The organism is Arthrobacter pascens (assembly GCF_030816475.1).
In the GTDB taxonomy this organism is placed as follows: Bacteria; Actinomycetota; Actinomycetes; order Actinomycetales; family Micrococcaceae; genus Arthrobacter; species Arthrobacter pascens_B.
This window is the reverse complement of record NZ_JAUSXF010000001.1, coordinates 1,233,319-1,245,246: the sequence shown is the minus strand read 5'-3', so window position 1 is coordinate 1,245,246 and position 11,928 is coordinate 1,233,319. Positions and strand designations below refer to the sequence as shown.

General features: G+C 66.1%; 7 protein-coding genes. 3 read left to right on the top strand and 4 right to left on the bottom strand.

The window, feature by feature from the left end:
• Positions 1 to 60: 60 nt before the first annotated feature.
• Positions 61 to 1,098, bottom strand: coding sequence for an NAD(+) diphosphatase (gene nudC / locus QFZ40_RS05820; protein ID WP_306903352.1), 1,038 nt, complete (start codon positions 1,096 to 1,098; stop codon positions 61 to 63).
• A gap of 148 nt (positions 1,099 to 1,246) precedes the next feature.
• On the opposite strand from nudC, the gene QFZ40_RS05815 reads away from it, so the two are divergent.
• Entirely contained in the window at positions 1,247 to 2,569 is a 1,323-nt protein-coding gene (locus tag QFZ40_RS05815) for a macrolide 2'-phosphotransferase (protein WP_306903351.1), read from the top strand.
• On the opposite strand, the gene QFZ40_RS05810 is transcribed toward QFZ40_RS05815, so the two are convergent.
• The 3 genes from QFZ40_RS05810 to QFZ40_RS05800 all read right to left on the bottom strand — a co-directional run bounded on the left by QFZ40_RS05810 (position 2,547) and on the right by QFZ40_RS05800 (position 9,888).
• Complete coding sequence (locus QFZ40_RS05810) at positions 2,547 to 5,996, bottom strand: ATP-dependent helicase (RefSeq protein ID WP_306906832.1); 3,450 nt, start codon at positions 5,994 to 5,996, stop codon at positions 2,547 to 2,549. The two genes, QFZ40_RS05815 and QFZ40_RS05810, sit on opposite strands and share 23 nt — an antisense overlap.
• A 53-nt stretch (positions 5,997 to 6,049) precedes the next feature.
• On the bottom strand, positions 6,050 to 9,355 hold the full coding sequence (locus QFZ40_RS05805) for an ATP-dependent helicase (RefSeq protein ID WP_306906831.1): 3,306 nt from the start codon (positions 9,353 to 9,355) through the stop codon (positions 6,050 to 6,052).
• Between the two features lie 116 nt (positions 9,356 to 9,471).
• A complete protein-coding gene (locus QFZ40_RS05800; RefSeq protein WP_306903350.1) occupies positions 9,472 to 9,888 on the bottom strand; it encodes an MGMT family protein in 417 nt (138 codons plus the stop codon).
• Between the two features lie 63 nt (positions 9,889 to 9,951).
• Here QFZ40_RS05800 and QFZ40_RS05795 point away from each other — a divergent pair, with 63 nt between their 5' ends.
• A complete protein-coding gene (locus QFZ40_RS05795; RefSeq protein ID WP_306903349.1) occupies positions 9,952 to 10,662 on the top strand; it encodes a 3'-5' exonuclease in 711 nt (236 codons plus the stop codon).
• Positions 10,663 to 10,971: 309 nt separating this feature from the next.
• Complete coding sequence (locus tag QFZ40_RS05790) at positions 10,972 to 11,922, top strand: ABC transporter substrate-binding protein (RefSeq protein WP_306903348.1); 951 nt, start codon at positions 10,972 to 10,974, stop codon at positions 11,920 to 11,922.
• Positions 11,923 to 11,928 lie beyond the last annotated feature (6 nt).

The window sequence follows — 11,928 nt, the reverse complement described above, 5'->3', positions numbered from 1 at the left end:
ACTGCCGCTTGCTGGAGTCTGCTCGATAGGTGGTGCCTGGTTTTGCCTGGCGGTGCCGGGTCAGGACTCGCTTCGGTCCAGGATTCTTCCGCCATACCAGTGCTCGATCAGCGAGCGGGCAATGGATAGGCGGCTGGAGATCGTAATTTCACCGTTCAGCACTGCCTCCTGGAGTTCCTCCCGGCTGAACCAGCGTGCCCGGGTGACCTCCACGCCGTCGGGCCTAGCCTCGGTATCGGCGGTGACGGCGGTGAATCCAAGCATAAGGGAGGCGGGGAACGGCCAGGACTGGGAGCCCAGATACTGACACCCGGTGACCCGCACACCAACTTCCTCGTGGATTTCCCTGACCACTGCCTGCTCAAGGGATTCGCCGGGTTCCACGAACCCGGCGAGCGTTGAATAGTTCCTGGCATCGACCGCGCCGCCGCCGCCGAGCAGCAGGCGCCCGTCCGGCCCCACAACGGTGACGATGATCGCCGGATCCGTGCGCGGGTAGTGCTCCGAACCGTCCTGGGGACAGCGGCGGACCCAGCCGCCCGCTTCCACGAGCGTAGGGGCTCCGCAGCGAGGGCAGTGGGTATGGCCGGAATGCCAGTTGGCGATAGCGCTGGCTTCGACGAACAGGGCCGTGTCGGTGGGATTCAGGGCTGAGGCAATGTCGCGGAAGCCTGTCCAGGATGCGTCTGCCGGGATTCCGGCCGTTCCAGGCTCCGTGGCGGCAGGAAGCACAAAAAGGACGAGCTCGGTGCCGGCGGGCAGGTCCGACCCGGGCAGGGCGGACCCGAGATAGATCACCAGATCGGGAGTCGTGCCAAGACCCTGCAGCTCCGACAACAGTTGTGAGGCTCCTGCCAGCAGCAGGTTGTTCCCCTGTACCAGTGCCTGCCGTCCGCATAGCACCGCCGCCAGCGTCCCATCGCGTCCGAGCAGCTCCTCGATCATGCCGGGCCTCATACGGACTGCAGAGCCACGATCAACGAGGGCGGGCCGGACCGGGAGTACCGTATCGAAGAGATGGTTGGCCCGCAGCTGCCCTGGCTGCGTCTGGTAGGCAGGTGTCTGATAGGGCGGTGTAGCGGACTCCGCATGACTCATGTGTCCACCGTACTGACTCGGACCGACAATTGACATTTCGGGGCTTCGCGGCGCTGGCACTGCGCGGAAGCACCGAGATTTGGAGCCGATCTGAAGACTCGCCGTCGCACATCGTTGTCTTGGCCTCCGGTCAACCTACCGTGGAACGGTGAGAAGAAAACCGATCGAACTGGCAGCCGTGGCAACCGCGGCAGTCCCCGGGCTGACGCCCACCGCCGTTAGCGCCGCTGCGGACGATCCTGCCGATTTCGACTCAGCCCTGCTGCTCGATTCGGAAGGAAAGCGCTGGCGCGTCCGGTCACCGAAGCATGCAGAAGCCAGTGCCAGGCTTGAAACGGAATTCCTGGTGCTCCGCGCCTTTGCTCCAGGGATTCGGGCCGAATTGCCATTCCTCATGCCCACGGTTGCCGGCAGCGTCCGCCTCGGCAGCCTGAGCACCTTCGTGTATTCCCACCTTGCCGGCACCACCCGCAGCGTGGAGGAACTCACAGCCGGTCCCGATGCCCTGGCCCGCGAAATCGGCGGAGCCCTGGCCGCCATCCACGATTTGCCCCACGCCTTGGTCAGCAACGCGGACCTCCCCAGCTACACTCCTAACGAATTCCGCCAGCGCCGGCTTAACGAGCTTGACCAGGCAGCCACGACGGGCAAGATCCCGCCCGCGCTGCTGCGCCGCTGGGAACATGCCCTGGAAGATGTCTCGCTGTGGCGGTTCAACCCCTGCGTCGTCCACGGGGACCTTCATGAGGACAACCTCCTGGTGGACGGCGCCCGCGTCACGGCCGTCACCGGATGGACAGACCTGAGGATTGGTGATCCCGCAGATGACTTCGCCTGGCTGGTCGCCTCCAACGAGCAGGACTTTGTGGACAGCGTACTCAGCAGCTACACCGCCGGCCGCCGGGACCTGCCGGACAAGCATCTGATCCGGAGGGCGGCGCTTTCTGCCGAATTTGCCCTTGCACAGTACCTGGTAAAAGGCATCGCCGCCGGCGACGCGGACATGATTTCCGAAGCCGAAGGCATGCTCGAATCCCTCGCCAGCGATGTCGCGGAACACGGCGGGCAGGCCATCAGCGTGGAAGCGCTGCCAGTAGCCAGCGCTTCCAGTCCCGGCCCTGGGGCAGCGGGCGAAACCGATGGAACGGCTGCCGCCGCCGGAACCCCCGCCACGGGAAGCACGGCCACCGCCGCCGTCATCGCCACCAATCGCCCCGCAGGTGCCTCACCGGTTCCAACGGTGACCGTCGCTCCTGTCCCTGTGCCCCCGCCTGTGCCATTGGTTTCCGTCCCCGCGCTGCCGGCAGTCCACGTCGCTCCGATTCCGGCCGAGGAACTATCCCCCGCTGCGGAAGCGTCAGCCGTGGAAGAGTCGGGCCGGGAGGAGCCGGACGACGCCGGCCTCCCGACTCCGTCCGCAGACGACACCTCCACGGCGGCAATCAGCATCATTGACGTCCAGAAGCACTGACACCCAGGGCCGCGGCAAGGATCTCCTCCAGTTCCGCGGCTGACGCGAGATTGTGAGGGCGAACCACTTCGTTGTCCGCCACGTAGAAGAATGCGGCCCGCACATCTTCCACGGCAACCCCTTTCAGCCGCGCCCACGCCAGCCGATACGCGGCCAGCTGCACCGCCTTGGCGTCGAGCTGGGCGGCGGAGGGCTTACGGCCCGTCTTCCAGTCCACCAACTCCCAGCGGCCGTCCGCGTCGCGGAAAACGGCGTCGATCCGGCCCCGCACCACCACTTCACCCACGCGCGTTTCCACTGGGACCTCAACGAAAGCCGGGGAACGGTCCGCCCACTCGGATGCGCGGAAGGTGGCCACCATCGCGTCAAGGTCGAAGGCGGCATCGATATGGCCGTCCGGACCGGGAGCTTCTCCAAGATCCAGCATTCCGGCAGCGCCGAAGTACTCCTCCACCCAGGAGTGGAAGGCAGTCCCCTTCCGCGCTGACATGCCGGGCGCCCGCGGCACCGGCCTCCGGAGCCGGCCCAGGACGGCCGAGGGGTCTTCGCCGAGATCCACCAGCGTCGACGCCGAAATGTGGCCGGGGAGGTGCACGTCCTGGCCGCCCGCCCTTCTGAAGCGCCGTTCCAGCAGCAAGGCGGCTTCCCTGGCCCAGCCGGCTGCGTTGCCGCGGAGCTCACCCCTGTCCCGGCCAGGGCCGACCTCGGTGACGCCAACCGTTTCCACTTCGCCCGTTTCGACTGCAGACAGGGCCGCCAGTACTCGCGCCGCGGCCGCTTCCATGGCGGCCCGCCGCCCCGGGACGGACCGGAGCCGTTCGCCGGTCCGGGGATTGACCGGACCCTCAAGTGGATCGTATGGCCATCCCGCCACCTCCGTCTCCAGGGTCAACGGGCTCGTCTCTGGTAGCGACTGCTCATCCACAGAGTCGGGATGCACGACGGCGGCGCTGACCTCGCTCCCTTGTGTCGCCCGGGTGACAAGCGGTTCCAGCTCGGCGAGGAAGGGCGACATTTCGGCACGCCCTGCCCTGGAACCCACCCACGCAGCGCTTGAGACCCAGAGGATGTGTTTGGCCCGGGTATATGCCACATAGGCGAGACGGCGTTCCTCGGCCTCCCCGTGGGCCTGGACAGCTGACTTGAACTCCTTCTCTGCGTCCAGCCAGCCCTTCTGATCCGTCTGGTCGGTGTCCCACTGCGGCAAATCAGCACGGTCCCCGCGTAAGGGCCACGGCAGAGCCGCTGATCCGCTGCTCCACCGGGAATCCCTGTTGCTTGGAAAGGCGCCGTCGTTCAGGCCCGGCACGAAAACCACATCCCATTCCAGCCCCTTTGACGCATGGACGGTCAGGAGCTGCACCGCCTCGCGGTTCACCTCGCCGGCCGGCGTATCCAGGCCGTTCTCTTCAGCCGCCGCGGCCTCGAGCCAGGAAAGGAATGCCAGGATGTCCACCCGCTGGGATGTGCGCAGGAAACCGGCGGCAGCGTCCTGGAAGGCATCCAGATTGCGGCGGGCCTGGTGGATGCTGATTCCCGGGCGGGCCGCGACCTCGATATCCAGCAGCATGGCACGTTCCACCTCCCCGAGGAGCGTGGCAAGATCATCCCCAAGGTACCCGCGTAGCTGACGCAACTCCAGGGACAGCCTGCTGAGCCGTTGCCTGGCGTCCAAGCTGAGCGATCGTCCATGGGAGGACGTCCAGTCCTCATATGGGAGCGAGTCCAGGGCCTCCACCAGGCTGGCACCGTCCGTCAGGTCGCTTTCGATCACGGTCTCCTCGGACACATCCGTGCCTCCACTGTCCGGGGATGTTGCTTCGGCCCGGTGTCCGCGCCTGCGGGCAAGCTGGCCGGACCAGTCCCTGAAAGCCATCAGGTCTGCGGGACCGATCCGCCACCGTGCACCCGCAAGGAGGCGCATCAGTGAATCCGAACGTCCCGGGTCGGCGAGTACCCGCAGGCTGGCCACCAAGTCAACGATCTCGGGCGTATCGAGCAGGCCCCCCAGACCCACGATCTCGTAGGCGATCCCCCGCGCCTCGAACTCGCGGCGTATGGTCTCCATCTGCGCCCGACGACGGCACAGCACGGCCAGCGCAGGAGGAACCGGACTGCCGTCCGGCCGGTGCTCGAAATCGGTGCGGCGGTACCTCAGCACATCGTCAGCCAGCGCTGAGGCTTCCTCGGCGTCCGTGCCGAAGCGCCCAAGGACAACCCGCCCCTCGGCTGCAAACGGGCTGGGCTGCAGCGGCGGTACTTTCGCAGCCGCCAGCGAACCGTCACCTCCGCCCGCAGGTTGCCTAGACATCGCCGCCCTGCCAAGGCCCTCAGACATGACATTGGCCGCCGAGAGGATCGCGCGGCCATTCCGCCAGGCCGTGGTCAGGTACGACGTCGGCGCAGGGGCGAACGTCTCCTGTCCGTCCGGGTCCGCGAGTCGGACCGGGAATTCGCGGACGAAATGGAAAAGCTGGCCGGCCGAAGCGCCGCGGAAGCCATAGATGGACTGGTTGGGGTCGCCGACAGCGGTGACGGCATGGCCGCCGCCGAACAGCCGGGAGAACAGCACCAGCTGGGCGTAGGACGTGTCCTGGAACTCGTCCAGGAGAACAACTTTATAGCGCTGCCGTTCCATCTCAGCGGCCAGCGGGACCTGTCTGGCCACCTTCGCGGCGAGTGCCACAAGGTCCCCGAAATCCAAGGCTCCCCTGGCACGTTTGGCGGCAGAATAGCGGCCTACCATGTCTGCGACGCTTGCCCTGGTCCGCAGCATGGCCGCCAGCTCGGCGGAGGCGTGGGGAGCGTTCTTCTTGGCCCCGGCCGTGTACGGCAGCTCCTCGAACTCTGCAACCCTGGCCATCAGCCAGGCCTCAACCTCGCCGGGTTCCTGCAGATGCTCCGCGCATTCCCCAGCAAGCTGGATGACGGCCTTGACCAAGGTGGACTTGGCCGCACTGAAGTGGCGGTAGTCGCCGTCGAACGCCTCCACGACTTCGCTGGCGAGCTGCCAGGCCTGGGCGCTTCCCAGCAGCACCACGTCGCGTTCAATTCCAAGCCGCAGGCCGTAGTCGGAAACGATCCCGCTCGCGAATGAGTGATAGGTGGACACCCTGGGCTCGAGGGCGTCGCTGCTGAGCAGTCCTTCCGGGAACACGGCGTGCCGGCTGTCCTGGGCGGCGATGCGCTGCAGCGCCGCCAGCTTGGCCCTGATACGGGTGGCCAATTCACCGGCCGCCTTCCTGGTGAACGTGACGCCCAGTACTTCCTCGGTCCGGACCCAGCCGTTGGCGACCAGCCAGACCACCCGGTCGGCCATGGTTGCGGTCTTGCCGGAGCCGGCTCCTGCTATCACCAGCCTCGGAGCCAGGGGCGAGGAGATAATGGCGGACTGTTCCGGTGTGGGGGTGTTCTTTTCACCAAGCATCCCGGACAGCTCCTCCGGGCTGAAACGTGCCGGCGGGGTCTCAGGTCCGAAGCTCACTCCGTGACCTGCTTTCCCCGGATGCACAAAGGACAGACTTCGGGAAGCCTGCAGCCGTGGCCGCCTTGCCTGCCCTTGGACGGATCGTGCCGTGCTTCGAAGCTGTTGCCGGACATCACGACCGCCGCATCGGTGACCATCTCCAGGGCCCAGTTTTCCTGCGGGTCCAGGGCGTCCTGCTGCTGCACCCCGGGGTTCTTCGTGCCAGTGCCGAGCTGCGCCAGCACGGCACCGCCGGGCCTGGGATCGGGTAGTGCCCCCTGCGCATCCCCGAAGCCGCCGGCAAGGACAGCCGCCTGGTATGCACCCAGCTGGGGGTGGCGGGAGAGCTCGGTTTTGCCCGGCTGGCGCTTGCCGGTCTTCAGGTCCACGATGACGAGCCTGCCCTCCGCATCAATCTCAAGCCGGTCCACCTGGCCACGGAGAACAGCCGACCGCGATGAGCTCCCTGAAGCTGGCTCCGCGCCGGCGTCGTTCTCCGCCTGCTCAGCTCCTGTGTCCGCGGGCAGGTCAGGGAGCCGGACCTCAAAATCCTGTTCGACTCCCAGAAGGCTCCGCCCCTCGCTCCGCATGACCAGGACGTACTGGGCCAGTTTCCGGACCATTGCCTCTGCACGCTGGAAATCGAGCTTGCCTTCCCAGTTGTCCTTCATTCCCAAAGACGGCCACCGGCGGACGAGCTCGGCGACGTACTCGGAACCGGAGGCGTCCGGAAGATCCTGTGCGATCGCGTGGACCAGTGTGCCAAGGCTCCGTGCGAAGTCGGTGGCAGCTTCGCCGCCTGCAGCCTGGACAAACCAGTCGAGGGGCGATTTTTGCACCGATTCCACCTTGGACGGCGACACGTACACAGTCCCGCCCGGCGGCACGACCGCAGCCGTGGTGCTCAAAGGTGCGAGGCCCCACCAACTGTCCGGATGTGCGCCGGGAACGGGAGGTTCAGCTGCTACGAGTCCGGCGAGCACCCTCGTTGCCTCGGCGGCTTCGGGAGCGTACCGTCCGTCCAGCTGGGCATACTGCCTGAGTTCGGCCACGAGGGCACGCAGCGTCATGGGGCGCTCCACTGGCGTGAATCCCCGGCCCTCCTCATCGGCTGCCAGCGGCGAGACGTAATCGAGGAAAGAGGACGGCTGATCATCCTCGGAGGAAACTGCCGTGCAGATCAGGAGTTCGCGGGCACGGGACACGGCAGTGGAGAAGCTCCTCAGCTCGTCATACCGGATCTCCCGCAACCGGCTGAGGGGGTCGAGTTGCAGGGCGTAACCGACGCTGTGTTCGACGGCGTCAGCGTAGAGGGTGCTGCCCAGCAGCTCCCCTCGGAGCCTTGTGTTCGGCCAGACCCCCTCCTGCAGCCCCGCCACGATGACAACAGGCCACTCCCGCCCCGCGGCACTGGCCGGTGTCATGAGTTCGACGGCGTCATCCACCTGGGCTCTTGCGGCCAGTGTATCCATGGGCAGTTCCTGGTTGAGGAGGTACTCGAGGAATTGTTCGGGTCCGGCGCCCGGCATCTGGTCCACGTAGCGCTCCGCGGTGTGAAAAAGCGCCATCATGGCATCGAGGTCCCGGTCAGCCCTGGCGCCGTGCATACCGCCTGACAAAGCGGATTCCGTCCAGGCGTTTGCCAGGCCGGTGGCGTGCCACAGGGCCCACAGGACTGTTTCGGCGTTGGCTCCCGGTTCGGCCGCCGCCGACCGGCCGGCCTGGATCATGCGGGCCGTCCTCCGCGCGGCCCGGCCCTCCATACCGAGGGTAGTCAACGCACCGGGCTGCAGAATGGCCTCCACAAGGAGTGCGTCGCTGGTCCGTCCGCCGCCGCCCAGCAGTTCCTCGCGCCGGAGCGACTGCCTGAGCCTTCGCAGTTCCAGTGATGTCGCTCCCCCGATCCGGGAAGTAAGTAGGGATACGGCGGCTTCGGGCGTCATCAGGGCCGGGTCCAGGGCAATGGCATAGGCGTCAAGGAGCGGGCGGACTGCTACTTCGTCGCGAACGGCCGATTCCGCCACAGGCACCCGCACGGGGATGCCCTGCCCGGACAGGTATCGCTGGAGCTCACTAAGCTGGCCGCCGTTGCGCACAATCACGGCTATTTCGGCTAGTTCCCGCTTGTGGTTGATGTGCTGGTCCAGGATCCGCTGCGCGACGTACCGCAGCTCATGGACTGCCGACGGGACAAGATGTGCCTCCACGGCTCCCGTATGGCGGCCCCCATGCGCCACCTCCTCTTCCAGCCCTTCAGCGGGAGGGGCTGGCTGCTCCAGCCGTCGGGCCGCCTGGCCGCCCGCCCGCTGTGAGATCCTTCCCGCAACTCCGAGCCAGGCTTGGGCGATCGACGGTGCATGCCGGTGGGTGTGCCACAGTGGCCGCTCCATTACCCCGCCATCGGCGGACAGCAGCCGTGGCAGTTCGGCCACGAGATCGGGCCGTGCCCCGCGGAAACCCTGCACCACGGTATCCGGCGACGAGGCCACGTAGCAGTCCTTGCCCGCCGCGATGTCCGCCAGGAGTTCAAACACTGCGGGGTTTGCTTCCTGGGCGTCGTCCACCAGCACCAGCTGCAGGCGTTCCCTTTCCGTAGCCAGGAAGTCAGGTGAATCCTGGAAAATCTGGCGTGCGGCGGTAATGATTCCGGCGGGGTCGAACGCCTCCGGCATACGCAGGTCCAGGACGTCCCGGTACTCTGCATACAGCGCGGCGGCGGCAATCCAGTCCTGTCTGCCGCACTGCCTGCCGAGCTCCTCAAGGTCCTCTGACGTCCTGCCTGATTCGATAATCCGGTCAAAGAGCTGCCTCACCTCCTGGCGGAAGCCGCGCGTCTCCAGAGCTGCTTCAAGGTCCGCTGGCCACGGCAGTTCCAACCCAGGCATCCTGTGGCCTTCCAACAGTTCCTTGATGATCAGATCCTGCTCCGGGCCGGACAGGAGCCGGGGCGGGCGCGGAAGAGGCAGGATCCCTTCGGCCTTGGCGCGTCGGATCAGGTCAAAGGCATAGGAGGCCCACGTGCGCGCCGGTGTGGTGCTGAGGCTCCGGTCCAGCCTGGCCGTGAACCGGTCCCGCAGCGAGTCCGCGGCCAGCCGGCCTGGCGCCAGGATCAGGATCCGTTCCGGGTCGACGCCGTCGTGAAGTGCCCTGCGGACTGCTGACTCCACCAGGACGGTCGATTTTCCGGTTCCCGGAGCCCCGGGAACCAGGACGGGCCCCGAACCGTGCGGTACCTCGACGGCGGCCCGTTGGTCGGCAGAAAGCACCGGCAGCTCCGCGCTGACCTGGCGCGGCGGAAGCAACCGAAGCCTGGTACCCATCGGGCCGGGCGCAGCCGGGCGCCCGTCAAGGTAAGTGGCGAGGGGGCCAGCCAGGGGTCCAGTATCGCGTGTTGGGTTGCCGGGATTGAGGGGGCCAGTCAGGGGGGTTGTTACCGTCACACCGACATTCCATCATCAGCCACCGACAATCTGTGCAACCGCCGTTCCAGCTGTTCCGCAATGGCGTCTATCCGGTCGAAGCAGTCCTCGTCGGGTGCCCAGCGCGCCGCCGTCAGGTCAACCCTCCACCGGCCTTCACCTGTACGCAGGTAATCGAGGTGCTCGCCCCGCAGTGGTGTGCCCTCCTGCAGATAGTGGCGCAGCGCCTCAGCTTCGTGTCCTTCCGGAGCCAGCCCGTTCGCCCTGAGGACCCGCCACCAGGGCACGGCGCTGCCATAGTGGCTCATGACGGACCCGACTTGGCGTGGACCGCCCGAGCCGAGGAGCTCGGCGACGTCCCCGTAGGCAACTGCGGACCCGGCCGGAACCAGCTCTACGAGGGCCAGCACCGCCTCTACATACTCAGTCCGCATGGATCCAGACTAGCTGCAGTGGCGTTCCCCGAAATTGTCCTGCCCCGCCGGTAGCGTTGACGCATGACCACCTGGAACACCCTCCCCCGCGCAGCTTTCGACCTCGAGACCACCGGGCGGAATTCCCGTGCCGCGCGGATCGTCACCGCATCAGTGACCGTTGTGGACCATAAAGGTGACGTCATCTCTGAGCATGAATGGCTGGCGGATCCGGGCGTCGAGATTCCCACCGAGGCGAGTGATGTCCACGGCATCACCACAGAGCAAGCCAGACGCGACGGCCGGCCTTCCCATGAGGTGACAAGGGAACTGGCCGCTGTCCTCCAGGGACTTTTTGACGACGGCGTTCCTGTCATCGCATTCAATGCCAGCTACGACTTCACGGTTCTCGCTGCGGAATCGGCCCGTCACGGAGTCCCGCAGTTGAGCCGGTTTCCAGTCCTTGACCCGTACATCATGAACAAGCAGGTGGACCGGTACCGCAAAGGCAAGCGGACGCTCACCGCACTCTGCGAGGAGTACGGGGTGAACCTGGACAATGCCCACACCTCGGCTGCAGATGCCCTTGCCACGCTCCGGGTGCTCGATGCCATGGCCGGCAAGTTTCCCAAGCTCAGAATGCCGGCAAGCCAGCTCCACAGGCTCCAGGTTGAGTGGGCGGTCAGCCAGGCCGAGGACTTCCAGGGGTACCTTCGAAAGACCAAGCCCGCTGCGGTGATCGAAGGCGACTGGCCGGTCCTGCCCCCGGAAGACGCCAGCCGGGGCGAGTTCTAGCTGCGAGCTAACTCACACTTCCCAGGACGTCACAATCGCCGCGAATTGGACACGAGGGAATTCGGCTGCGCCTGAGGGCATGAGTGCTTCCGGCCATCTGCATGAGAGATACGCCGAATAAAATTCGGTTACCAGCGAGTCAAGCCTGCGATCGTTCACCTATCCACGCCCCTGGCGTGAAGTGAGAGCATTAAGTTTTGCGGTCATCCCGCCCCCCGGTCATCCGCGCCATTGCCGGGCAGGTCCCAGGCTTCATTGCCAGCCTACGGCCCTGTTGAAATTTATGACTCATATGAAAGTGACTTACTCATGACAACCAAGACCATGAAATGGCTGGCCAGCGTTCCCGTGGCAGTTGCACTGGCCGTCTCCCTCGCCGCCTGCGGCGGAGCGGCGGCACAGCCCGGCGGCAGCCCCACTGATGCCCTCGCCGGCAGCGACCAGACCACCCTGGACAAGTACACCACCAAGGATGTCACTCCCCTCGACAAGATCGATAAGAGCAAGCTGGGCCTGGCCACCCCCGGTACCCTGCGGGTGGGCACGCTTTCCGATGCCCCGCCCAACATCTTCATCGATCCCTCAGGCAAGTTCACGGGATACGACAACGAGCTCCTGCGCGCCATCGGCGACAAGCTGGGCCTCAAGGTCGAGTTCGCGTCCACAGACTTCGCCGCACTGCTCTCCCAGGTCAAGAACAAGCAGTTCGACGTCGGCTCCTCCTCCATCTCCACCACGGACAAGCGCCGGGAGACAGTAGGCTTCACGAACGGCTACGACTTCGGCTACATGGCTGTTGTCACCAAGAACGACGCCAAGGTCCAGGGCTTCGCTGACCTCAAGGCCGGCGTCCGGATCGGCGTCGTTCAGGGCACTGTCCAGGACGACTATGTCACCAACACGCTCAAGCTCGAGCCGGTCCGCTTCCCGGACTACATCACCGTCTACTCCAACGTTAAGAACGGCCAGGTGGACGCCTGGGTGGCCCCGTCCCAGCAGGCCAGCGGACAGGTCAAGGACGGCGACAATACCAAGATCGCCGAGAAGGTCGTCAATACCCAGAACTTCACCGCCTACGCTGTGAACAAGGACAACCAGGCGTTGATCGACGCGCTCAATGCCGGTCTTGACGCCGTGATCGCGGACGGCACCTGGACCAAGCTCACCGCGCAGTGGTACACGGACCGGCCCACCTCCGCCGAGCAGACGCCGCAGGGCTGGAAGCCAGGCAGCAAGGCCGTCCAGATCCCCGCGAAGTAACCCGGG

Bases quoted from the DNA above. Each gene is read 5' to 3' on its own strand.
- QFZ40_RS05790 (WP_306903348.1), top strand. From the start codon at position 10,972: ATGACAACCAAGACCATGAAATGGCTGGCCAGCGTTCCCGTGGCAGTT.
- QFZ40_RS05810 (WP_306906832.1), bottom strand. From the start codon at position 5,996: ATGCTTGGTGAAAAGAACACCCCCACACCGGAACAGTCCGCCATTATC.
- QFZ40_RS05800 (WP_306903350.1), bottom strand. From the start codon at position 9,888: ATGCGGACTGAGTATGTAGAGGCGGTGCTGGCCCTCGTAGAGCTGGTT.
- nudC (WP_306903352.1), bottom strand. From the start codon at position 1,098: ATGAGTCATGCGGAGTCCGCTACACCGCCCTATCAGACACCTGCCTAC.
- QFZ40_RS05795 (WP_306903349.1), top strand. From the start codon at position 9,952: ATGACCACCTGGAACACCCTCCCCCGCGCAGCTTTCGACCTCGAGACC.
- QFZ40_RS05805 (WP_306906831.1), bottom strand. From the start codon at position 9,355: ATGGGTACCAGGCTTCGGTTGCTTCCGCCGCGCCAGGTCAGCGCGGAG.